The organism is Paraburkholderia sp. BL6665CI2N2 (genome assembly GCF_004366535.1).
Taxonomy (GTDB): domain Bacteria; phylum Pseudomonadota; class Gammaproteobacteria; order Burkholderiales; family Burkholderiaceae; genus Paraburkholderia.
Genome location: NZ_SORC01000001.1, coordinates 3,570,678 through 3,593,004, shown reverse-complemented (window position 1 = coordinate 3,593,004; position 22,327 = coordinate 3,570,678). Strand labels below are relative to the sequence as shown.

The following is a 22,327-nucleotide window of genomic DNA, read 5'->3' as shown; positions in this document are numbered from 1 at the left end:
CGACGACAATTCCGATGACGGAAAACGGCAATGAATCGTCCGAATCGACTCAACGTGCTCATGCATGGCGTTTTGACACCGGCCGGAAGCCGCGTGGCGCCTCGATCTCCGATTCAGTCGTATTGGGTAAAAAGTCCGGGGACCCAGCCTCGAAGTCGCCCGGCGCTGCCCGGGACTTTCCGTATTTCGCCAAATGCATGCCGTTTTCGGTCAACGCGATTCGCCGCGTCGCAGCATCGGTAATATCCGATCCCGGTAAGACAAGCCGTCAAGAAAGCGACGGCAGACTGTGCGATGCGGTCTAACAACCGTAAAGCGCGACTGACATTCAAGGGCCCTCGAATAGTCCACGGGTCTTCGCTTTTGCAGTCGGTCATTTCGAAGTCTGCAGATCCATACTGCCCTAGCACACTGCCAATGAGAAATCGCTTTGCATTACTTATTCAACGCTTGTCCTTGTGTTCGGTGCTTGCACTTGGCGCTTGCGCATTTGCGCCAGGGATGAGTTTCGATCCCCATAAGCCGATCGATCCCGAGGATCCTTCTTCAGTGCCGGTTATCACGCCGATTACGTTCAAGCTGATCGAGCAGGAGTCGTCAACTCGCAAGGCGGCCATTGCGGCAGACACCAGCTATGCATCGTTGATCGCACCGTCCGCGCCCTATCGGATCGGAGCGCAGGACGTGCTGTCCATCATCGTTTGGGACCACCCGGAACTGGTGATGCCTAACCTCAGTTACGCGATCGGCACGGACTCGGGCGCTTCTCCGGCTACCGTCGGCATGACGGCGCAGAGTCTGCCTGGTTTTGTCGTCAGCAAGGACGGATACGTCCAGTTTCCCTATGTCAGGAAGATCAAGGCCAGTGGGCTGACTGAACTGCAATTGCAGCAACAATTGATCGATCACCTGAAGCAGAACCTCAACGATCCGCAGGTGACGGTGCGCGTCATTGGATACCGCAGTCAGAAAGCCTATATCGACGGCGAAGTGCGCCAGCCGGGCGTCAAGCAGATCACCGATGTCCCGATGACGCTGGCCGAGATGCTGAATCAGGCAAACGGCGTCGCGGCAACCGGCGACCTGAGCAGAATCGAACTGACCCGCGGCGGCATCACGTATCGGATCAATCTTCCCGAAATGCTGAAGCGTGGGCTCAATCCGAAGGACATTGCGATCCGTGACCAGGACGCGATCCGGGTCCCGCCTTTAATCGAACATCGGGTCGTGGTCTCGGGCGAAGTCGTGAAGCCGGGGCCTGTCGTGTTCAAGACGAATGGTCACCTGACGCTAAGCGATGCGCTGGGCGACGCGGGTGGTGTCAGCCAGTTGACCGGCGATGCGGGTGAAATCTACGTGGTGCGCGCGAAATCGGACGATGGGCTTCCGAAGATATTCCATCTGGACAGCAAGTCGCCGACCGGAATGGTGCTTGCCGCCGGGTTTGAAATGAAGCCGGATGACGTCGTGTATGTGGACGCGCCAGGCGTGATCAGGTGGTACCGCGTCGTGACGCCTCTGGTGGGCAGTGCGACCGGTGCGTACTACCTGCAACGAACCGCATCGGGTAACTGAACATGGTCCAATCGGTTCTCGTGGTCTGTATCGGCAACATCTGCCGAAGTCCAATGGCGGTCGGCCTTTTGCGCGCACGGCTGCGCCATGTTCGGGTCGAATCCGCGGGACTGGGCGCGCTCATCGGCCACCCTGCCGACCGGATTGCGCGTGAATTGATGCGCGAACGCGACATCGTGATCGACGATCACCGCGCCCGGCCGCTCTCGGCGTCTCTGTGTGCGCAGTCGGATGTGATCTTCGTGATGGACGCAAAACAGAAGCAGAGCGTGGTCGATCGTTATCCGACCACGCGTGGAAAGGTATTTCGGCTGGGCGAATTCATTGATCAGGATATTTTCGACCCTTACGGAGGCGAGCGTTCGGATTTTCAAGCGTGCCTCACCTTGATTGACCGCGCGATCGAAGACTGGGTCGAGCGACTCAAAATTGTTGCTTAACCGAGCGGGCGTTTTCCGCTCGCTACCTTGGCACCTATTTGATGACGCAAACTAAATTGCCTCCCACGGGGGCACCCGATAGTGAAGAAGAACTGGACTTCGTGACGATCCTCGACGTGCTGATAGAAAGCCGTTGGCTGATCGGCATTGTCGTCGCTTTCTTCGTCGTGGCCGGCACGCTCTACGCGTTTCTGAGCAATCCGGTCTATGAAGCCGATCTGCTCATACAGGTCGAAGACAGCCCGGAAAGCTCGGCGGAAAAAGGCCTGCTGGGCGATGTTTCGTCGTTGTTCGACGTGAAGTCGACGGCTGCTGCAGAAAGTCAGATTCTGGCGTCACGCCTTGTCGTTACGCGTGCGGTCGACAATCTCAAACTGTTTATCGACGCACAGCCGCGCTACTTTCCATTGATCGGGAACTGGATAGCCCGCCGCAATCAGGAGCTTTCCACGCCTGGCCTATTCGGCATGGGCGGCTATGCATGGGGAAATGAGCGTATCGACGTGACGCAGTTCGACGTACCGACATCGCTCGAGGACGACAAATTCCGCTTGACGGTCATTGACGCGACGCACTACCGGTTGACCGGCGACGATCTCCCCGAACCGTTTGTCGGTCAAGTTGGACGGGTCGAGTCAGTACCGTCGTGCTGCGGAAAGATCCTTCTCTGGGCGAAATCCATTCGAGGCAAGCCGGATACGCAGTTTGTCCTTAGACGCCATTCGAGAATGAAAAGTATCACCGACTTGCAAAACAACCTCGACGTTCAAGAGAAGGTGAAGCAATCGGGCGTATTGATTGCAAGTCTGCTCGATACGGACCCGGTGCGCGTGGCGGCGGAGTTGAACGCGGTGGGCGATCAGTACATCCGGCAGAACGTCGAACGAAAGTCTGCTGAAGCGGCACAGTCACTGGAGTTTCTGAACTCGCAATTGCCGGTGATCAAGCGGCGTCTCGACGAAGCCCAGCAACGCTATACGGCGGCACGCAACAAACTCGGCAGCGTGGACCTGACTGAGGAAGCGAAGGTGGTATTGCAGCAGTCCGTCGATGCGAAGACCAAGCTACTCGAACTCGAGGAGCAACGCCAGGGACTCGCGGCACGATTCAATGGACACCATCCGGCGATCCGCACGATCGACTCGCAGATTGCGACATTGCGTCAATACAGCGACGCGGCAACCTCCAGAATCAAGCAACTGCCCGACGTGCAGCAGCAGATTGTTCAGTTGCAACTCGACGTTCAGGTCAATACCGATCTCTACACGTCGTTGCTGAACAACTTTCAGCAATTGCAGCTCGTCAAGGCGGGCAAGACGGGAAATGTGCGGCTTGTCGACACGGCAGCGATTCCTGAGAAGCCGGTCAAGCCGAAAAAGTTGATCGTCCTTGCGGGATCGCTGGTCGTCGGCCTGTTTGCAGGTGCGGTGCTTGCCTTTGTGCGCAACATGCTGTTCCGCGGCATCAGCGATCCGACCGAGTTGGAGCGCCGCACGGGGCTTCATGTGTACGCGACGATCCCGTTGAGTAAGCGTCAACAGGAGCTAAGCAGGACGTCGAGCGCAAAGAAAGCGGGTACACACGTTCTCGCCGCCGATTCGCCCAGCGATCCGGCTATCGAGAGCTTGCGTAGTCTGAGAACTGCGTTGCAGTTTGCCATGGTCAACGCGCGAAACAACGTCGTACTGTTGACAGGGTCGGCGCCGGCCGTCGGTAAGTCGTTCGTGTCGGTGAATTTTGCGGCGGTGCTGGCGGCGGGAGGCAAGAGAGTGCTGCTGATCGACGGTGACTTGCGCAAAGGGCATTTGCATCAGTCGTTCGGATTTGAACGCGGTGGCGGATTTTCAGAGCTGGTGTCGGGTCTCTCGGCATTCGAGCAAGTCGTGCGGCGCGATCTGATTCCGGGACTGGACTTTGTTTCGACTGGAACACTGCCGCGAAATCCCGCGGAGTTGTTGCTAGGTGACCGGGTGGCGTCTTGTATCCAGGACCTGTCGAAGATGTACGACATCGTGCTGATTGACACGGCGCCTGCACTCGCAGCCGCCGACGCCGGAATTCTCGCGCCGAACGCCGGCACTGTGTTCCTGGTCGCCCGGGCGGCGGTGACGAAAGCGGGCGAGATCGGAGAGTCGGTCAAGCGGCTCGCCCAAAACGGGGTTGAGGCAAACGGCGTACTCTTTAACGGGCTGAATCTGTCGCACGCGCGGTATGGCTACGGCTCCAAATATGGCTCATATCGCTATGCAGCCTATGAATACGGTGGCGAGACGCGTAGCTAACTTCAACGCGTGCAGTGCATGAGACCCAAAGACTGAAGATCGCCGCGCTCGGATATCTCTGAGCAGGGCGATTCAGGTCTACCGTTCTAACTCTTTCTGGCGTGGACGTGTGCGATGAAGATAAACGATCGTGCGGTAGAAATCACAGGCGCGGTAACGGTCTCGAACCGTCTGCCGTTCGTATTGTTCGGCGGCATCAACGTTCTCGAAGACCTCGATTCGACGCTGTATGCGTGCCGCCACTATGTCGAGACGACGGCTAAGTTGAACATTCCATTCGTCTTCAAGGCTTCGTTCGACAAGGCGAATCGTTCGTCGATCCATTCCTACCGTGGGGTCGGAATGGATGAAGGTCTGAAAATCTTTGAAGCGGTCAAACGTGAGTTCGGCGTGCCCGTCATCACCGATGTCCACGAAGTCGAGCAGGCCGCACGTGTCGCGGAGGTCGTCGACGTGCTCCAGGTGCCGGCATTTCTCGCGCGGCAGACGGACCTCGTCGTAGCTATTGCGAAAACGGGCCGCGTAATCAACATCAAGAAGCCGCAATTCATGAGCCCTACGCAGGTCGCTCACATTGTCGGCAAGTGCCGTGAAGTCGGTAACGACAACGTCATTCTGTGCGAGCGCGGCAGTTCGTTCGGCTACGACAATCTGGTGGTCGATATGCTTGGCTTCCGGCAGATGATCGAAGCATCGGATGGCGCGCCGGCGATCTTTGACGTGACGCATAGCCTGCAATATCGCGATCCAGGCGGCGCCGCTTCAGGTGGCCGGCGCCGCCAGGTCGTCGAGCTTGCACGTGCGGGTCTGGCGGTTGGTCTGGGCGGTCTCTTTCTGGAAGCACATCCCGATCCCGATCACGCGCGCTGTGATGGTCCGAGCGCGCTTCCGCTTGCCGTGCTCGAACCGTTTCTCCGGCAAATGAAGGACCTTGACGATCTGGTCAAGAGCTTCCCGGCGCTGGATATTCAATGAGCGGGCCACGAGAGTATCGGGGAAAAATCCGCCTTGTTCTATTCGATGTGGACGGCGTGCTGACGGACGGATCGCTGCATTTCAATGGCGAAGGTGAACACCTGAAGTCTTTCACCGTACGCGACGGCGTGGCGATCGGACTGCTGCGGGAATACGGAATTGCGACCGGCGTATTGTCCGGTCGATCGAGTGCGCCGCTTACACGCCGGACGAAAGAACTCGGTTTCGACCTGGTGGTGACCGGCAGCCACGACAAATTGTCCGCGTACGAGGCGATCAAGCTGGAGCGGGGCTTGCAGGACGAGGAGATCGTCTACGTCGGCGACGACGTGATTGATTTGCCGGTGATGTTGCGCGCCGGCCGCGCGTTCGCCCCCGGCGATGCACACGTGCTGGTATTGCGGCACGCGGATCATGTCACGCGCGCGCGTGGCGGCCACGGCGTCGCCCGTGAAGTCGCAGAAAACGTGTTGCTGGCCGACGGGATGACGCTCGACGAGATGTATCAATCGTTTTTGACCGGGGAGGTGCGCAGTGCGATCGTCCAGTAGCCTCGCTTCGATCCACGTGGTGATTCCAGCTCGCTTTGGGTCGACTCGCTTGCCCGGCAAGCCACTGATCGATCTGGCGGGCGCGCCGATGATCGTGCGTGTGTATGAAGCCGTACGAGCGGCATTGCCCGAGACGGTGGATATCGTGGTGGCCACAGACGACGAGCGGATTGTCGACAGTCTGGAGGTATACCGGATTCCGGTCCGGATGACCGACCCCGATCATCAGTCCGGAACTGATCGGTGCGCGCAAGTTGCGCGTGAATTGAACTGGAATCCAGACGATCTCGTCGTCAATGTGCAGGGCGATGAGCCGCTCGTTCCACAGCCGTTGCTTGCGTCGTTCGTGCAATTCTGCGCGAATGCGCAGGCTCTCGACATGGCGACTGTCGCGGTCCCTTTGACCGAGGTGTCCCATTTGACTGATCCAAACGTCGTCAAACTCGTGGTCGGCGCCCAAGGGCAGGCAATCGTGTTTTCACGTTCGGCAATTCCGTTTTGTCGCGATCTTCCCCAGGACGACTGGCCGTTGGCCGCGTACTTGCGTCATATCGGTATCTACGCCTATCGGTGCTCCGCGCTCTACCGATTGACGGAGACACCTTCATGCGAACTCGAAGAACTCGAGAAGCTGGAACAGATGCGTGCGATCTGGCTGGGTATGCCGATCCGCGTATTCGAATGGCCTGAAGCTCCGCCGCCGGGTGTCGATACGAACGAGGATGTGGCGCGAGTAAGGGAAATACTGTTTGTGAACGCTTCGGGGAGATCATGACGGCTCACGATTACATCTCGTCGGCGAAACGGGTTTTCGCTTTGGAGTCCAGTGCCGTTGCCGCGCTCGCGTCGGCCTTGGACGACGACTATACGCAGGCGATAGCACGTATTCTCGAAACGCGCGGCCGTGTGATCGTGTGCGGCATGGGTAAGTCTGGAATCATCGGCAAGAAGATCGCGGCAACTTTCGCGAGCACCGGCACGCCGGCGTTTTTCATGCATCCCGGCGAGGCCTACCACGGTGATCTCGGAATGGTCACCAGTGACGACGTGTTTCTCGCTATTTCAAATTCGGGTGAAACTCACGAGGTTGTGCAGCTGCTCCCATTTCTGCGAAACAATCACAACTTCGTGATCGCAATGACGGGCAATCGTGAGTCGACGCTTGCGCGCGCGGGGCATTGCCATCTGGATATCGGTGTCGAGAAAGAAGCCTGTCCGCTTCAACTGGCGCCGACCGCTTCGACGACGGCGACGCTGGCAATGGGCGATGCGCTCGCCGTGACGTTAATGGAGGCGCGCGATTTCAAGCCGGAGGGATTCGCGCGTTTTCATCCTGGAGGATCGCTTGGGCGGCGATTGCTGAGCACCGTGGGTGACGAGATGGTGCGCGACAAGCTTCCGTTCGTCGGACCCGATGCGAAGGTCATGGAGATCGTCAGCGAGATGACGCGCGGCAGTCTTGGGATTGCAATCGTTCGAGACGAAACGGGTTGGGGCCTGATTACCGACGGTGACGTTCGCCGCTTGATCGAGCTCCACGGACCCCATGCATTCGAAAAATGCGCGCGAGACTTCATGTCGAGAGAGCCCACGATGGTGTCACCCGCCACGCGCGTGCAGGACGCGTTGGCATTGCTCGACGAACGGCGGATTACTTCGTTACTGGTATTGGAACAACAGCACATTGTCGGTGTCTTCAAGAAGTAAAGGTGCATGCTTGGTGCGTTTCGCACAGGGGCCAGCGTCATTTCAGACAAATCCATGGCACCGGTAGCCAGCGATCGTTGTCGACAGCACGCTGTGAGTAATATCGGCGGTGAGAATAGGTGACACGCCAGCGCTGGCGGCGGAAACAGGAACATGCACCCGTACACAGACCGCACAAGAGCTAAAGGAGCATTCTCCGAGAGCGCCGCGGCGCCTTCCATGGAATCGGAAGTGAAGATTGCGATAGTCGTATTCGCCGGGTTCTCTATCAAAGAGGTCGACGCGCTGGCGGATATCTTTAATCGCGCTCACGGCGACGGTATCGTGGAGGACAGGTCGCCGTCGCCTAGTCTGATATTCAAGGTGTCGTTACTATCGATTGGAGGTGGCTATGTGGATGACTCGCTTTCAATCCGGATCTGGACGGAGGCGATCGAGCCGCGGTTATCGGAGAAATTCGACGGTGTGTTCGTAGTCGGAGCGGAGTGCAGGGTGGGTGTGGCTGAAGATCCTGATGTGTTGCGCGTCGTGTCGACCTTGGTGGCGCGAGCCGATATCGTCGTGTGGGATAGCGATAGCTCGTTGCATCGATTCGTGATGGCTTCGCCGAGTACCGCGCGGCGCGGACGACAGTTGGGCAGCGCTAGCACGCGCTCGAGGCTGGCGTTGTCTATGACAGAAGCAGGGGTATCGTTTGTTGCGGCGTTGGCGGCGACCAGCACGCATGCGCGAAAACAGATCGAATCGCAGATTCTGCTTTATCTCACATCGTCGCGTAATGCTGTGAGAAAACATGCAAGTCCTCGGGCGTCGAATAGCAGTCCCGATGCGCAAACCGTCGGAGCACCATCGATGGAATGGACGACACCGATCAGAGCGGGGGCAAATTGGCTGCGAGAGAACTATATGCACCCGATCTCGATTGCGCACGCGGCCGAGGTCGCGAATATGAGCGAGCGAACTTTTTTGCGTCGTTTCAGGGCGGAGGTGTCGATCACGCCCTCGGAGTATTTGCTCGAGATTCGATTGGGTGTCGTATGCAACCTGCTCCAGCGAACCAGTTTGCCGATCGATACGATCGCGCGACGTTGCGGAATGGGAAGTGGCGAGAGGCTTGCAAAAATATTCAGACGTCGACTCTCTCTCACGCCGAGCGAGTTTCGTGATGCGAATCGGCAGGGATTGAATTCGACGACTGATGCGATCGACCCGAATGAGTCAGTGTGAGGGATCCACGCGGGTAACTGGCGAATGTCTGAATGCGCCAACGATATGGCCGATAGAAAAATAGTCGCGCCTTTACGATTCACAGTGTAAGAGCCGTCATCTAAGAGAACTTCAAATGATCTTCGTCACGGGTGGCGCCGGCTTTATCGGCGCAAATTTTGTCATCGACTGGCTCGCCCAACACGATGAGCCGATACTCAATATCGACAAGTTGACGTATGCCGGCAATTACGGCACGTTGCGAGCGCTGCACGACGATCCTCGTCACGTTTTCGTGTGCCGCGATATCGGCGATCGCGCAGCCATGAGCGCGATCTTTGAAGAATATCGACCGCGTGCCGTGGTGCACTTTGCAGCAGAGAGTCACGTTGACCGCTCGATCGACCGACCGCGCGAGTTTATCGATGCAAATGTGACGGGCACCGGTGAACTGCTCGATGTCGCGCGGCTGTATTGGGAGCGGCTGAACGGTACGGACCGTAATGTGTTTCGCTTCCTGCATGTGTCGACAGATGAAGTGTACGGTTCGCTGTCGGCCAACGATGCCGCATTCACGGAAACGACACCGTACGCGCCGAACAGTCCCTATGCGGCATCGAAAGCGAGTTCGGACCATCTCGTCCGCGCGTACCACCACACCTATGGATTGCCTACGCTGACCACGAACTGTTCGAACAACTACGGGCCTTATCAGTTTCCGGAGAAACTGATTCCGTTGATGATCCAACGTGCGCTGAGCGGCGACGCACTGCCAGTGTACGGCGACGGCGGCAATGTGCGTGACTGGCTGTATGTTGGCGACCATTGTGAGGCGATCCGCACAGTGCTCGCCCGTGGCATACCGGGGGAGACATATAACATCGGCGGCGATAACGAAAAAACCAACGTCGAAGTCGTTCATTTCATCTGTGATCTTCTCGACGGGATAAAGCCACGCGAGAACGGCAGCTATCGCGAGCAGATCGCTTTCGTCTCGGACCGCAAGGGACACGATCGGCGTTACGCGATCAATGCGACGAAGCTGCGTCGCGAACTCGGCTGGGTGCCGCGCGAGACGTTTGAGAGCGGGTTGTCGACGACGGTGCAGTGGTACGTCGAAAACGATGCGTGGCTCGAGGAAATCCGCTCCGGCGCCTATCGGCGCTGGAACCCCGAAAGCGTACTCAAGAGAGCTTGAACGATGGACTCGAACCGTAAGGGCATTATTCTCGCCGGCGGGTCTGGTACGCGGCTGTACCCGATCACGCGCGTGATCTCCAAGCAGATGCTGCCGATCTACGACAAGCCGATGATTTACTATCCGCTGTCCACGCTGATGATGTCGGGCATTCGCGAGGTCCTGCTGATCTCGACGCCGGACGACACGCCGCGCTTCGCGGCGATGTTCGGCGACGGCAGCCAGTGGGGCATGCAGATCACATACGCAGTACAGCCGTCACCGGACGGGCTCGCTCAGGCATTCATACTCGGCCGCGAGTTTATCGGTGGGAAACCGTCCGCGCTGATTCTGGGCGACAACATTTTCTATGGCGCGGACCTGGGGGCGCATCTGAGCAATGCGCATTTGAGAACCAAAGGCGCGACTGTCTTTGGATATCACGTGCACGACCCGCAACGCTACGGCGTGGTGGAGATCAATGCTCGCGGTAAGGTTCTGAGTATCGAGGAAAAGCCCCAGAAACCGCGTTCCAATTTTGCCGTTACAGGTCTTTATTTCTATGACGGCGACGTCTGCGACATTGCCGCGAATATTGAGCCATCCGCACGCGGTGAGCTGGAAATCACGGATGTGAATCGGCATTACCTGGAGCGCGAAGCCCTTCATCTGGAAACGCTGGGCAGAGGCTTTGCCTGGTTCGATACCGGCACGCACGAATCGCTGATCAATGCGGCGACGTTTATCGCGACGCTACAACAGAGACAGGGCTTGCTGGTTGCAAGTCCGGAGGAAGTCGCATTCCGGCGTGGCTGGATCGATGCCGAGCAACTGGCCCGCCTTGCGGCGCCTTTGCAAAAGACTGACTACGGCCGATATCTGTCATCTCTCATTCCGACTATCCACACATGACCATTCAAGTTCGACATACCGCAATTCCTGACGTGAAGGTCATCGAGCCCCAAGTGTTTGGAGATTCACGCGGTGCTTTCCTCGAGACGTTCAATCAGGTTGAGTTCGAAGAAAAAGTGGCGCGCGGCTATACATTCGTGCAAGACAATCATTCGATTTCAGCGCAAGGCGTTCTGCGAGGTCTCCACTACCAGATCCAGCATCCGCAAGGCAAGCTGGTTCGGGTGGTAGTGGGTGAGGTATTCGACGTCGCCGTCGATCTGCGGCGCTGGTCATCCACGTTCGGGCGGTGGGTCGGCGTGCGGCTGTCCGCTTCGAACCGGCGGCAGCTATGGATTCCGCCGGGTTTTGCACACGGGTTCGTCGTATTGTCGGACGTTGCTGAGTTCCTCTATAAAGCGACTGCATTCTGGCATCCGGAACACGAACGTACGTTGCGCTGGGACGATCCTGACATCGCCGTCGAGTGGGAACTGAACGGTATTCCGTTCGTTTCGTCAAAAGACGCCGCCGGTAGCCGCTTCAACGAGGCTGAGGTTTACTGATGAGAATCGCGGTCACAGGCGTGCAAGGACAACTCGGCTGGGAGCTCGCGCGCTCGCTTTCGCCGCTGGGTGAGGTAGTTCATTGGGATCGGGAAGTCGCGGATCTCAGCAAACCGGCGCTGCTTGACGGGTTGATGAGGTTTTACCGCCCGGATGTCGTTGTCAACGCCGCGGCCTATACGGCGGTTGATAAGGCGGAAGACGATTGCGTGACGGCACGGCTCGTCAATACCGAATCGGTCGACGTAATGGCCCGCGCGGCAAAAAGTGCGGGCGCATTGTTTGTTCATTTCTCGACGGATTACGTATTTGACGGAAAGTCGGCGGAGCCTTATACGGAAGATAGCGAGACTGCGCCGCTGAATGTGTACGGTGCGACCAAGCGCGATGGGGAGCTCGCAATCATCGCGTCCGAATGCGATCATCTGATCTTCCGCACCTCCTGGGTCTACGCGACACGCGGGGCAAACTTCATGCTGACGATGCTTCGGCTCGCCGCAGAACGTGAAGCGCTCAAGATCGTCGATGATCAACTCGGCACACCGACGCCCGCAAGAATGCTTGCCAACGTTACTGCCCACGCTATTTCACAAGCGATGCGCGAGCGTCAGGAAGCACGCTTTCAAAGCGGACTTTTTCATTTGACCTCGCGAGGCGTGACCAGCTGGCACGGCTATGCTTCTGCGATCATCGACTATGCGCGCAATCTCGCGCCGTCGGGCCGGGTACGCGTCACACACATCGAGCCTGTACCGAGCGAGGTGTTTCCGACACGTGCGGCACGTCCGCGCAATTCGGCTCTCAACAACGACCGCTTCGACGAGCGATTCGGCCTTGTGCGACCCCATTGGTGGGATGCGCTTGCTCAGACGCTAGACGAGCGATTCGAGCGCACCGCTTGAAGATTCCAGAGTTCTCAGGGCTCTGGAAAGAGACCGTGGATTTATCGCCGGCGTGCGTTAGGACGCACTGCGCGAACCTTGTTTGCTGATTCGATACTCCGTCGGCGTAGTAAGCAGGTGCTTGCGAAACAGCTTGGCGAGCCGTCCACCGCTGCCAATGCCGCATCGACGTGCGATCTTGTCCACGGGCAAGCTCGTTTTAGCGAGAAGGCGGCAGCTCATGTCGAGTCGCACATAGAGCAGGTATTCCGACGGCGTCACACCCATTTCGCTCTTGAAGCGCCGCAGGAAATTCCGTTCGCTCATCGCCGCGATCTGCGCGGCATCGTCGATGGATATCGGGCGAGCGCCATTGGCCTCGAGCCATTGCGCCGATGCCTGGATCTTATCGCTGATATGCGATGCCGTTTTGCTGCGCAAGATTGCACTGAACTGCGTTTCGCCCTGAGGCGCAACCCAGTCGGCGACCTGCCGCGCGACCTCGGAGCCGAGATCGTCGCCAACGATGCGCAACGCGGTTCGCAGCGGGCTGGGCGAGTCGACGAGAGGTCGCGACGGGAATGCGCTCCGTGCGTAACTGTCGTTCTCCATGCGACCGCCGTAGGCGTTCGAGAAACCCGCCGCTTCGAGCATCAGGCGTCCCTCCGCGATGGCATGGACCATGCCGCTTCTCGGAAACGCCTGCTGAAGCCACACGATCAGACGATCGTCACGGAACGCGTTCGTTGCGCCGGTGCCGCCGGCAATGAAAAGCGCGCGGAAGTTATCGTCGTGCCCGCGCGATTCGACACTGTCGGTCCACACGAACACCGAGGAAGAACTGGCAATACGCCCACCGGATGCCGACAACAGCGAGACCTCATAGCGCGTTCGACGGGGCTCGCCGGTGTCACTCAGGGCATTCGCCGACTGGAATATCTCGATGATGGAAGCCACATCGGGCAGCGCGAATCCATTGAACAATGCAATGCCGATATGGATGGCGCCGGTGCTCTGCGGCAAAGCGGGTGCTTGAAGTGCATTCTTATGCTTCACGTTGCAAAGAAACTCCATCGTACTTTCCCGGAAATGAGTGACTTGCCGGCCGTCTCTAAGCCGCTCTTAATTGTTTGATCGAATGCTACATAACGTTGTTGCACTGCATTAATGACTGGCCGAATTTGCCAAGGTGTTGGCAAGAATTGGCAAGTCATGGGGTGTTTCGGGAGAAACAGATTTATCCGTTGGATAAGAGGTGGGTTTAAATTGAGACGTGGGTAAGTCTTGAGAGGGAATGAAATGCGGCTCTATTGAACGGGCTGCAATGGAGTATCGAGCAAAGAACCAGGATGCCTTCATCCTTGGAGGGAATTTGAATATCGAGTGTGGGCCTGATAGGGCGCGCGATTATCGAAAAAGTTAACTTGCCGTCGATATATAGTGATCCTATGTGACGGTATGAGATAGTGTGAACGTAACGGTCAATGCCCCCGCTTTGTCGTACTCGAAGAGTCGAGACTTCACTTTAAGAACATCGTCGAATCCCAGTTCATCGACCTTCATGACTACGTTGTCGCCAACAAGGGGAAGATGACATGCGAAACCTTTTCCAGTAGTACGGTACGTACCAAAACCACCCGTGTACTCGTACACGTAAGTCACTTTGTCATCCATGCGCGCTCCGTTAGGAAGGTTTCGTATGAATCAAGGACGCGGATGCATGTGCCTCGCGAGAAGCCTGGCGCATAGTGGCACACGCGACTCCACCCTGATATGACGGGGAAAAAAAGAACCTGCCGCCCGAAGGTGCGGCAGGCTGGAAAAATCGAGGGGTTGGGGGTTGACCAAGAGTGGCGCCCCTCGAAAGGCCGAGGCCAAGTGTATTCGTTCGAAGCGGACTCAAGACGCGAGCGGCGGATTGCGTCACGCTGTTGACTGAACATGACATGGAAGGCGCTCAACGCGGCATGTTCTTTCAAGTGCCGCTGGGTTGTGTCCTACGCTTCGACTTGACTTGCGTAGTCGGTTTCGATCAGAACGCCTGGATCGAACTCGCGCCGTTGATCCGGTAGCGGTGCTTTGGGATTCTGCAGTGCCACGTGGTTGCGCGTTCGATAGTCCGTTGGCGTGGTCTCCAGATATTTCCTGAACAGCTTCGACAATTGTCCGCCACTGCCGATACCGCAGTGGCGCGCGATCTTGTCGACAGGCAGGCGCGATTCGATCAGCATCCGGCAACTCATATTCAGGCGCGCGCGAAGCAGATAGTCCGAGGGCGTCATGCCGATCTCGCTCTTGAAGCGGCGCAGGAAGTTGCGCTCGCTCATCGCTGCGACCTGGGCCGCGTCGTCGATCGAGATAGGCCGGGCGACGTTTGCTTCCAGCCAGCGCGCCGACGCGAGAATCTTCTCACTGATCTGAGGCGTCACGTCAAGCGTGACCGACGAGCTGAAGGGCGTCTCGGGTTGCGGCGCGATTGACTCGGCAACCCGCCGCGCAAGATCGGCGCCGAGATCCTCTTCGACGATACGCAGCGCAGTCGATACAGCGCCCGGCGCTTCCGTCAACCGCGCCCGATGCAACCCGGATGCTTCGTTGTCTCCATAGAGAAGCGGGCAGTACCGGCTGGGCAGCCCGGCGGCCTGAAGCAGCAGTTGGCCTTCCGCGATCGGATGCACGATCTCGCTGAACGGATGCCTGCGGCGAAGCCACTCGCTCAATCGCTCGTCGCGGCATGCCTGCTGCACGCCGGCGCCGCCTGCGATGAACAACAGGTGCGGCTCATTGGTGCCCCGATGCGACTGGACGTCGTCGGTCCAGACAAAGACTGATGATGAACTGGCGATGCGTCCGCCCGCGGCGGAAAGCAGCGAGACGTCGTAACGTGCGCGGCCGGATCGCGGTGCGGCGACCAGCGAATTGGCCCGCTGAAAAATCTCGATGAGTGCGGCGACCGTAGGCAATGCGAATCCGTTGAACAGCGCGATGTCGATGCGAGTCAGATCGTTCGTTTGCATCGGCACGGCACTGTGCCGCGAACTGCGCGGCAGAGTATGTACCAAATCCATTTATTTTCCCCCGGAAATATGTGGTCTACAGAGACTTCTCCCCAAGACTCCGTCTTTTTTCTTATTAGATCATGCTATACGTGTAATTCTCTTGGCAGTATTTCATGGCTGAATTAACCAACACATTGGCTGTTGCGGAGTTGAGTGGCAAGATGGCGAACAGCCTTGCTGAGCGCCTGATTCGTTCCGTAATGGGTAAGATTGAGAAATGATTATCGTAGTTCGCAACACACAGGGGCGGCATGCAAAGTGCATCCATTTATCGATTTATCTCGTCGATATGATAATTCTGCTCTATAAAAGTGCATAGTCCATTAGCGGCGAAATATTTTTTGGTGAATGCATGTCGGGTTGATCAAAGGTGGTGCATTTGCGGCGCCGCAGGTGTTGTCGGCGAGCGTCATGGCCGATGTCGGGAATACCTGTGTCTCAGGTAGGTCGTCAGGCGGCTCCAACCATGTGCTCGTTTCGGACTTAAGTTTTCCAATAAACGCCGCAAAACGGTGCGGCGCGGCGGAAGAGGTAGAATTTCGCCCGACGCTCAGGATGCGCGAAGTACAAGTGCGTGCTCACATGCACCGCGGTTCACCTGAGTCGCAGAGCGGCCGTCTTGTCCCGTCTCCTCGGGCACAGCGGACGCTTGAACTCCGTGATGCGCCATGTTCAGTCAGGTCACCGCTGGCATCGTCCCGTGCGGAGGGCAGTGATTAAACTTTTTTGGCAAACGATTGCGCATGAGGCTAAATAAGCTCGTTATGCGACCGTTAACGGGTTCATGCAGAAACAAGACATTCAGACCATCGTATCCGCAGCTCGCGAAACGGCTGATTCGATCGTCGGTGCGCGCGAATGGAAGACGGCGGAAGATGCGAGCGCAATGCACGACGTGATCTTCTGGGACATGGTTGCGAAGCGCTTGCCCGACACGAACCTCGCCGATCTGTTGTCAATGTTGGACTAGACGGTTTAGTCGACACTGTTCATCTTGCCGCGCAGCATGCCGGCACACCTGCAATGGCGAGCGCGTTCAACCTCCGTCAATCGACGTCCCAGGCTTCAACACGGCTACTGATCCCCAAACCCGAGCAGGGAAAAGATCTTGACGACCGTTCCTTGCTTCGGTTGACGCTTGCCCTGTTGTTGTATAAAGACTTGCATCGCGCGTGTCATCTCTTGAACCGAAAGCTTGCGATAGGCACAGATGTTGTAGGTGACGCCGTGCTGCGAGTCTTTGATGAAGTTGTCTACGTTCGGTAGCTGCATGCTTGCCTCGAAAGCGTCACGCGGTTTTCCCACTGGAACGGTACTCGTCTTCGACCCACGGGTTACGACAGCAGCCGCCGTCGCGGATGAAGCTGGAGCCGCATGCAGCGGCCTGATCCGCCCGGCTCACGAGCGACTATTGCCTGAATTTGAAGCGGTCCACAAAAAAAAGAGCCTGCCGCCCGAGGGAGCGGCAGGCTGAAAGATCGAGGGGTGGGGTTCGCTTGAGAGAAGCGCCCCCTCGAAAGACCGAAGCCAAGTCTAGTCGCTCGAAGGAGGCTGCGGACGCGCGCGGCGGATGAGGTCACGTTCTTGACGGAACAGGACATGAAAAAGGGCTCACGCACGCAGAAGGACACGCCGCCGAACGCGACCGTGCAGATCCGCAGCGACGGCACCATCGGCGCTCCAGCCCTCCGCACCACCCAACATCCCCATTGCCAACACACCAGACGCGACTTTTTTCATGAATCGCGGTGGACGCGTTAATGTACCAGCGCCGCGAGGCCGCGTATCTGGCGTCCCAGATACTCGCGTGCCATGGCGCAAAAGGTACTTCTACCCACCGCGTTAATTTATTCATGGATTCTTTATGCTTATCAAAGACGTAGCCGTCAGCTTGCCCTCCAGGATCGTGACGAACGAGGAAGTGATCGATATGATTCGATTCCATTCCAGGGACTACGAGGGTGATATCGACCGGGGGATGCGCACCATCAAGACCTTGCTCGACAGAAGCGGACTGGTCAACCGGCGCTGGTGTGAAAGCCACGAGTCGCCTATCGATCACGTCGCCATGGCGACGCGCAAGGCGCTATCGGAAACGTATCTGAAGCCGGAACACATCGAGCTGTTTATTTATGTCGGTATTGGACGAGGCTTCCTCGAGCCCGGCAACAGCCACATGATGGCCAGCACGCTCGGCTTCGTGAACGCCGAGTGTTTCGATGTGGTCGACGCCTGCATGAGCTGGACCCGGGCCATGGCGATCATCGACAGCCTTTTCAAGTCGGGTCAGTACAGAAACGCTATGATTGTGAATGCCGAGTTCAATATGCTTGCGGGCGGCCCACTCTATCCGGGGAATTTCGCGTTGAAGAGCCAGGCTCAAATCGAATATACGTTGCCGTCGTTCACGATTGGCGAGGCGGCGACCGCGACTTTGCTCGTCGCCAAAGAGCCGGATAACTTCACCTTCGCGTTCCGCGCGAAGCCGGCAGTGTCGGATTTGTGCACCATTCCAATTCCCGGCTATGAAGGGTATTGCCACCCGACCGAACGGATCGGCAAGAACGGCGATATGCGTTTCACGTCATTCGGCCATGAGCTTCACAAAAATTCGGACGAGTTGTCCGCGGTATTGACTAAACTGCCAGTTCCCAAGAAGGACATCGACATCGTCTTCACCCACGCATCCTCCAAGGCGGCGTGGCAGGGTTATGGCGCCAAGGTGGGGATCGACGACAAGATGTATCACATCTATCCGGAGACGGGAAACCTCGTTTCGGCGTCGATTCCGGCTGCCATTTCACTGGCAAAAGACGGCGGGCGGTTGAAGAGAGGCGACAGAGTGCTGTGCTGGGTCGGCAGCGCCGGCATGTCGTTCAACGTCAGCAGCTTCAAATTCTGAGGCTGGGCAAGCCAAGATAAAGCACGACATGAGAGCCATTTCAGGGAGCATCCGTTATCTCAACCGACTGGTTTATGACTCGGCCAAGGTGTCGGACTACAGCGTGCTGGCTGTTGGCGTAATCGGTGCGATCGGGCATCCGTTGTACTGGCTGTGGTGGACGTATATCGATCCTCAACCCAACGAAAGCCTGCCGATGCGCGTTATCGGTACGGCGGCCTGTACGCTGCTGCTATTGCACCGTTTCTGGCCCGCTTCGGTCGCGCGCTTCCTGTCGTGGTATTACTTCGTAACGGTAGCCTATTCGCTACCGTTCTTTTTCACTTACTACCTGATTGCCGGTCACTATTCGATGCTCTGGTCAATGGCCGAGCTCGGCATGGTGTTTTTCCTGATCGCCATTTTTCCGTCGGTCGTTGCGTTAGCACTCAATCTGATGCTGGGCATTGGTCTTGCCGTCTTGTGCGCCAGGATCGTCATTCCGCAATCCCTGCACGTGGACGGTCAGCTATTTCTCTACACGTATCTGCCGGTTTTTACGTTCGGTATTTTCGCCGGCCTTACGTTCAGTTACAGCAATCTGAAAGGCATCGTCGCGCAGGCAAAAAATGTGGCGTTTCGTGCGCTCGCCGGTTCGATCGCTCATGAAATGCGCAATCCTCTCAGCCAGTTGAGGCACGTGCTGGATCGCATGGAAGAGGCGCTGCCCGCGGTGACGGATGCCAGCCCGACGCCGGCCATGTCGCACGACAGGGCGGCATTGCTTTACCGGCATCTTGCCCATGGCCAATTGTCGATCGATCGGGGCTTGCGCATCATCGCGATGACACTCGATGAGGTCAGCGCGAAACCCATCCGCGCGGATCATTTCACCTATCTGAGCGCGGCGGCCACCACGCGTAAAGCGCTGGACGAATACGGCTTCGGCGATCAGAAGGAGCGCGCCAAAGTCCGGCTCGTGGTGCTGGACGACTTCGTCTTCAAGGTCGACGAAACCGTCTATCTGTTCACGCTGTTCAATCTGATCAAGAACGCGCTGCATCACATTGCGGCGCATCCATTGGCGACACTCACGCTGACGATCGACCGCCAGACGGTGCTGGTTCATGACACCGGCCCCGGCATCGCGCCCGACCTCCTGCCTCATCTTTTCGAGCCTTTCCGCACTGCGGGCAATTCAGCGGGTACGGGGCTCGGCCTTGCCTATTGCCAGCGCGCAATGCGCGCATTCGGCGGCACGATCGCCTGCCGCTCGGAAGTCGGGAAATTTACGCAGTTCACGCTGCAATTCCCCGCAGTCTCCAGCCGCGAAGTGGCCGAGCATGAGCAGAAGGTTTTCGAGCGCGCCACGCCATTTTTTGCGGGCAAACGCATTCTCGTCGTCGACGACGATGCCGCTCAGCGGACGCGGAGCCGCCGCGCGTTGTCGAAGGTCGGCGCGCAGGTGAGCGAGGCGGAAAACGGCGAGGCGGCATTGAGGGTGCTTCAACAGTCGGCGCCGCACGACCTCGTGCTGATTGACATCAATATGCCGCTCATGGACGGCTACACCACGGCCGAGAAAATTCGTGCCGACCATCAACACCCGAACTGGAATGTTCTGATCGCCGCCTTTACGGCCGAGCCGGGCAATGTGACGCGGGTGCTCGCCCGCCGCGCCGGCATGGACGATCTGATCAGCAAATCCGCCAGCGCGGTGGAACTGATCGCGACGCTTCAAAAGCTTTTCGAAAGCGGCGATCGGCATGTTCAGAGCCACCCGTTCGACGGTTTCGCCGGCAAAACGATTCTGGTCGCGGACGACGACACCTATAGCAGGCGGATTGCCAAAGGTTATCTGGAGCGATGCGGCGCGCGCGTCGTCGAGGCCGAACACGGGCCGGACGTGCTGGCGAGGCTGGAGGAGAACGACGCCGTGGATGCCATCGTGATGGACATGAACATGCCGGGCATGGGCGGCGTGGAAACGACTGCGTCGATCCGTGCTCGTGCCGACGCGTATGCCCGGATTCCCATCGTTGCATTGACCGGCCAGTCCGATATGAAAGCCGTGCAGGCATGTCTGGCCGCGGGCATGAACGAGGTCATGGTCAAGCCCGTGCAGATCGGCGCGCTCTATGCGTCTCTTGCAAGACAGTTTGCCCAGCAACGCGCGTCGCAAGGGCCGGGCAAATCAGAACCGGCACAGACGCCCGCCGTGCAAGCCGCCAGGCCGGCGCCGATCAGGGAAGGCTCGCTGCTCGACGAGAAACACCTCGAAGAACTGGTGGCGCTCGATTTGCTGGACCAGACGTTCCTCAACGGCATCGAGCAGATTCGCTCGACTGTGGCGCAGCTCGCCGCCAGCGTGGCGGCCCGCGACCTCGAATCGACGCACGGCGCCTTGCACGTCCTGCTCGGCATCAGCGGCAACATCGGCGCAAAGGCGCTGCATCAGTTCGTGCGGCAGATCTATCCGCGCGTGGTGGAAGGCGAATGGCCCGCGGAAGCCGACTGGCTGGCGCAAATCTGCTCGCTGAGCGATCATTCGGCCCCCGCGTTGCGGACCTACTTCACTTCAGCCAAAGCGCGCGGCGAGAACGGGGACTCATTGGGCGACTAATCGACGTTAAGCGCCGGTCGGCGACGGCGGCGCTTATCCGCCTCGCGACGTGCCGCTCAGCATGCTCCTCGACTCCCAACGTTCCTCCTTCGCCGGCCTTTCCTCCGCCCGGCAACGCCCAATTCCCTTGGCGCAAAAGCACCACAAGTCAATTGACCGATTCAATCACAAAAGTGATCGAATCGAAAAAATCGCTTGCAACCGACCGTTCCGATCACTATATTGATCGAAACGATCGTTTTCCTTGAGCGAAGCAATCACTTCCGAGGGAAGCCGACCGTCTCAACGTGGCCCGAGCGCCACGGCGTGCCATCAAGAAAAATCACGGAGACATCATTGAAAAAGCGTTCCTTCCAGGTTCTGGCCACTTTGGGCGTGTTCGGCGCCGCCACGACCGGCGCGCACGCGCAAAGCAGCGTCACGTTGTATGGATTGATCGACACCGCACTCGTTTACACGAACAACCAGAAAGGTCACTCGAACGTTCAGATGTCGAGCGGCACGTTGTCCGGCAGCCGCTGGGGTTTGCGCGGCCAGGAGGATCTGGGCGGCGGCTTGAGCGCAGTGTTCGTGCTCGAAAACGGTTTCAGCAGCACGACGGGCACGCTCGGCCAGAACGGCCGTGAGTTCGGCCGCGCGGCTTATGTGGGCTTGAGCGGCGGCTTCGGCAAGGTGACGGCGGGCCGGCAGAACGATACTTCGGCGGACTTCATCGGCACGCTGACGGCCGCCAATCAATGGGCGGGCGGTCTCGGCGCCCATCCGGGGAATACGGACAATCTTTACGTGAACGCGCGGATCAGCAACAGCGTGAAGTTCATCAGCAACGACTACGCGGGCTTTCGCTTCAGCGGTTTGTACAGCTTCGGCGGCACGGCAGGCGACTTCGCCAACAATCGCGTGTGGGGGCTCGGCGCCACCTACGCAAACGGCCCGTTCGTGGTCGCGGCGTCGTATATGAACGCCACCACACCGAACACGGGACTTTTCGACGGCACGGCAGGCGCGGCGGTGATTTCGCCCAACAACACGCCGATCTATTCGGGCTATGCGTCGGCGCGCACGCTGCAGATAGCGGCGGTGGGCGGCGCATACACATTCGGCGCGGCGACTTTCGGCCTGATCTATTCGAACTCGAAGTTCAAGGATCTGGGTTCGGGCGCGGCCTCGGCACCGGTCGCGCGTTTCGTCGGCGAGACCGCGACGTTCGACAACGTCGAAGCAAATTTCCGCTACCAGCTGACGCCGGCCACGCTGCTCGGCGTGGCTTACAACTACACCCGCACGCATGGCGCGGGCGACGCGCACTATAACCAGGTGAACGCGGGCGCCGACTACTTTCTGTCCAAGCGCACCGACGTTTATCTGAGCACTGGCTGGCAAGGCGCGAGCGGCATCGATTCGACGGGCCGCGCGGCCACGGCGGCGTTGTGGCCGATCACGGCGTCGAGCACCTCGCATCAGTTCGTCGCGGCACTCGGTTTGCGTCACAAGTTCTGAGCGTTTCGCGCAA

Annotated in this window: 21 protein-coding genes; 17 read left to right on the top strand and 4 right to left on the bottom strand. The window is 58.4% G+C overall.

What is annotated here, in order from left to right:
• Positions 1 to 14: 14 nt before the first annotated feature.
• From B0G81_RS16020 to rfbD, 13 genes are all read left to right on the top strand, one after another.
• Positions 15 to 305, top strand: a complete 291-nt coding sequence (locus B0G81_RS16020) for a hypothetical protein (RefSeq protein WP_134137354.1) — start codon at positions 15 to 17, stop codon at positions 303 to 305.
• A 196-nt stretch (positions 306 to 501) separates the two neighbouring features.
• Positions 502 to 1,575 (top strand): polysaccharide biosynthesis/export family protein, encoded by a 1,074-nt coding sequence (locus B0G81_RS16015; RefSeq protein WP_243856482.1) that lies wholly within the window; start codon positions 502 to 504, stop codon positions 1,573 to 1,575.
• A gap of 2 nt (positions 1,576 to 1,577) precedes the next feature.
• On the top strand, positions 1,578 to 2,015 hold the full coding sequence (locus tag B0G81_RS16010; protein WP_116147559.1) for a low molecular weight protein-tyrosine-phosphatase: 438 nt from the start codon (positions 1,578 to 1,580) through the stop codon (positions 2,013 to 2,015).
• A 41-nt stretch (positions 2,016 to 2,056) separates the two neighbouring features.
• Positions 2,057 to 4,297 (top strand): polysaccharide biosynthesis tyrosine autokinase, encoded by a 2,241-nt coding sequence (locus B0G81_RS16005; protein WP_134137345.1) that lies wholly within the window; start codon positions 2,057 to 2,059, stop codon positions 4,295 to 4,297.
• Positions 4,298 to 4,411: 114 nt separating this feature from the next.
• The gene (kdsA, locus tag B0G81_RS16000) at positions 4,412 to 5,272 is read left to right on the top strand and encodes a 3-deoxy-8-phosphooctulonate synthase (RefSeq protein WP_134137340.1); all 861 of its coding nucleotides are present in this window, start codon (positions 4,412 to 4,414) and stop codon (positions 5,270 to 5,272) included.
• The gene (locus tag B0G81_RS15995) at positions 5,269 to 5,823 is read left to right on the top strand and encodes an HAD hydrolase family protein (protein ID WP_134137336.1); all 555 of its coding nucleotides are present in this window, start codon (positions 5,269 to 5,271) and stop codon (positions 5,821 to 5,823) included. The genes kdsA and B0G81_RS15995 overlap by 4 nt, the downstream gene beginning before the upstream one ends.
• Positions 5,807 to 6,598, top strand: a complete 792-nt coding sequence (kdsB, locus tag B0G81_RS15990; protein WP_134137332.1) for a 3-deoxy-manno-octulosonate cytidylyltransferase — start codon at positions 5,807 to 5,809, stop codon at positions 6,596 to 6,598. Before B0G81_RS15995 ends, kdsB begins: the two co-directional genes overlap by 17 nt.
• Positions 6,595 to 7,530 (top strand): KpsF/GutQ family sugar-phosphate isomerase, encoded by a 936-nt coding sequence (locus B0G81_RS15985; protein WP_134137328.1) that lies wholly within the window; start codon positions 6,595 to 6,597, stop codon positions 7,528 to 7,530. The genes kdsB and B0G81_RS15985 overlap by 4 nt, the downstream gene beginning before the upstream one ends.
• A 219-nt stretch (positions 7,531 to 7,749) precedes the next feature.
• Entirely contained in the window at positions 7,750 to 8,757 is a 1,008-nt protein-coding gene (locus tag B0G81_RS15980; protein WP_166679004.1) for a helix-turn-helix domain-containing protein, read from the top strand.
• Between the two features lie 115 nt (positions 8,758 to 8,872).
• Entirely contained in the window at positions 8,873 to 9,934 is a 1,062-nt protein-coding gene (gene rfbB / locus B0G81_RS15975; RefSeq protein WP_134137322.1) for a dTDP-glucose 4,6-dehydratase, read from the top strand.
• Positions 9,935 to 9,937: 3 nt separating this feature from the next.
• On the top strand, positions 9,938 to 10,825 hold the full coding sequence (rfbA, locus tag B0G81_RS15970; protein ID WP_134137319.1) for a glucose-1-phosphate thymidylyltransferase RfbA: 888 nt from the start codon (positions 9,938 to 9,940) through the stop codon (positions 10,823 to 10,825).
• A complete protein-coding gene (rfbC, locus tag B0G81_RS15965; RefSeq protein ID WP_134137315.1) occupies positions 10,822 to 11,370 on the top strand; it encodes a dTDP-4-dehydrorhamnose 3,5-epimerase in 549 nt (182 codons plus the stop codon). Before rfbA ends, rfbC begins: the two co-directional genes overlap by 4 nt.
• Positions 11,370 to 12,272: a dTDP-4-dehydrorhamnose reductase gene (rfbD, locus tag B0G81_RS15960; protein ID WP_134137311.1), complete on the top strand. Its 903-nt coding sequence runs from the start codon at positions 11,370 to 11,372 to the stop codon at positions 12,270 to 12,272. Before rfbC ends, rfbD begins: the two co-directional genes overlap by 1 nt.
• A gap of 57 nt (positions 12,273 to 12,329) precedes the next feature.
• Here the strand turns inward: rfbD and B0G81_RS15955 are convergent, their stop codons facing one another.
• From B0G81_RS15955 to B0G81_RS15945, 3 genes are all read right to left on the bottom strand, one after another.
• Complete coding sequence (locus tag B0G81_RS15955) at positions 12,330 to 13,325, bottom strand: helix-turn-helix domain-containing protein (RefSeq protein ID WP_134137309.1); 996 nt, start codon at positions 13,323 to 13,325, stop codon at positions 12,330 to 12,332.
• A gap of 372 nt (positions 13,326 to 13,697) precedes the next feature.
• Positions 13,698 to 13,925, bottom strand: coding sequence for a hypothetical protein (locus B0G81_RS15950; protein WP_106283143.1), 228 nt, complete (start codon positions 13,923 to 13,925; stop codon positions 13,698 to 13,700).
• Between the two features lie 323 nt (positions 13,926 to 14,248).
• Positions 14,249 to 15,319, bottom strand: coding sequence for a helix-turn-helix domain-containing protein (locus B0G81_RS15945; RefSeq protein WP_134137305.1), 1,071 nt, complete (start codon positions 15,317 to 15,319; stop codon positions 14,249 to 14,251).
• A gap of 775 nt (positions 15,320 to 16,094) precedes the next feature.
• Here B0G81_RS15945 and B0G81_RS15940 point away from each other — a divergent pair.
• Entirely contained in the window at positions 16,095 to 16,280 is a 186-nt protein-coding gene (locus B0G81_RS15940; RefSeq protein ID WP_106283145.1) for a hypothetical protein, read from the top strand.
• A gap of 104 nt (positions 16,281 to 16,384) precedes the next feature.
• On the opposite strand, the gene B0G81_RS15935 is transcribed toward B0G81_RS15940, so the two are convergent.
• Positions 16,385 to 16,582: a hypothetical protein gene (locus B0G81_RS15935; protein WP_116122168.1), complete on the bottom strand. Its 198-nt coding sequence runs from the start codon at positions 16,580 to 16,582 to the stop codon at positions 16,385 to 16,387.
• Between the two features lie 592 nt (positions 16,583 to 17,174).
• Here B0G81_RS15935 and B0G81_RS15930 point away from each other — a divergent pair.
• The 3 genes from B0G81_RS15930 to B0G81_RS15920 all read left to right on the top strand — a co-directional run bounded on the left by B0G81_RS15930 (position 17,175) and on the right by B0G81_RS15920 (position 22,314).
• A complete protein-coding gene (locus B0G81_RS15930) occupies positions 17,175 to 18,212 on the top strand; it encodes a 3-oxoacyl-[acyl-carrier-protein] synthase III C-terminal domain-containing protein (RefSeq protein ID WP_106283147.1) in 1,038 nt (345 codons plus the stop codon).
• 28 nt (positions 18,213 to 18,240) lie between these two features.
• Positions 18,241 to 20,814, top strand: a complete 2,574-nt coding sequence (locus B0G81_RS15925; protein ID WP_134137303.1) for a hybrid sensor histidine kinase/response regulator — start codon at positions 18,241 to 18,243, stop codon at positions 20,812 to 20,814.
• 375 nt (positions 20,815 to 21,189) lie between these two features.
• Positions 21,190 to 22,314, top strand: a complete 1,125-nt coding sequence (locus tag B0G81_RS15920) for a porin (RefSeq protein WP_134143132.1) — start codon at positions 21,190 to 21,192, stop codon at positions 22,312 to 22,314.
• Positions 22,315 to 22,327 lie beyond the last annotated feature (13 nt).

Excerpts from the sequence above, each read along its gene's own strand:
- B0G81_RS16020 (WP_134137354.1), top strand. The coding sequence starts at position 15 with ATGACGGAAAACGGCAATGAATCGTCCGAATCGACTCAACGTGCTCAT.
- B0G81_RS16015 (WP_243856482.1), top strand. The coding sequence starts at position 502 with ATGAGTTTCGATCCCCATAAGCCGATCGATCCCGAGGATCCTTCTTCA.
- B0G81_RS16010 (WP_116147559.1), top strand. The coding sequence starts at position 1,578 with ATGGTCCAATCGGTTCTCGTGGTCTGTATCGGCAACATCTGCCGAAGT.
- B0G81_RS16005 (WP_134137345.1), top strand. The coding sequence starts at position 2,057 with ATGACGCAAACTAAATTGCCTCCCACGGGGGCACCCGATAGTGAAGAA.
- kdsA (WP_134137340.1), top strand. The coding sequence starts at position 4,412 with ATGAAGATAAACGATCGTGCGGTAGAAATCACAGGCGCGGTAACGGTC.
- B0G81_RS15995 (WP_134137336.1), top strand. The coding sequence starts at position 5,269 with ATGAGCGGGCCACGAGAGTATCGGGGAAAAATCCGCCTTGTTCTATTC.
- B0G81_RS15985 (WP_134137328.1), top strand. The coding sequence starts at position 6,595 with ATGACGGCTCACGATTACATCTCGTCGGCGAAACGGGTTTTCGCTTTG.
- B0G81_RS15980 (WP_166679004.1), top strand. The coding sequence starts at position 7,750 with ATGGAATCGGAAGTGAAGATTGCGATAGTCGTATTCGCCGGGTTCTCT.
- rfbB (WP_134137322.1), top strand. The coding sequence starts at position 8,873 with ATGATCTTCGTCACGGGTGGCGCCGGCTTTATCGGCGCAAATTTTGTC.
- rfbA (WP_134137319.1), top strand. The coding sequence starts at position 9,938 with ATGGACTCGAACCGTAAGGGCATTATTCTCGCCGGCGGGTCTGGTACG.
- rfbC (WP_134137315.1), top strand. The coding sequence starts at position 10,822 with ATGACCATTCAAGTTCGACATACCGCAATTCCTGACGTGAAGGTCATC.
- rfbD (WP_134137311.1), top strand. The coding sequence starts at position 11,370 with ATGAGAATCGCGGTCACAGGCGTGCAAGGACAACTCGGCTGGGAGCTC.
- B0G81_RS15955 (WP_134137309.1), bottom strand. The coding sequence starts at position 13,325 with ATGGAGTTTCTTTGCAACGTGAAGCATAAGAATGCACTTCAAGCACCC.
- B0G81_RS15950 (WP_106283143.1), bottom strand. The coding sequence starts at position 13,925 with ATGGATGACAAAGTGACTTACGTGTACGAGTACACGGGTGGTTTTGGT.
- B0G81_RS15945 (WP_134137305.1), bottom strand. The coding sequence starts at position 15,319 with ATGGATTTGGTACATACTCTGCCGCGCAGTTCGCGGCACAGTGCCGTG.
- B0G81_RS15940 (WP_106283145.1), top strand. The coding sequence starts at position 16,095 with ATGCAGAAACAAGACATTCAGACCATCGTATCCGCAGCTCGCGAAACG.
- B0G81_RS15935 (WP_116122168.1), bottom strand. The coding sequence starts at position 16,582 with ATGCAGCTACCGAACGTAGACAACTTCATCAAAGACTCGCAGCACGGC.
- B0G81_RS15930 (WP_106283147.1), top strand. The coding sequence starts at position 17,175 with ATGCTTATCAAAGACGTAGCCGTCAGCTTGCCCTCCAGGATCGTGACG.
- B0G81_RS15925 (WP_134137303.1), top strand. The coding sequence starts at position 18,241 with ATGAGAGCCATTTCAGGGAGCATCCGTTATCTCAACCGACTGGTTTAT.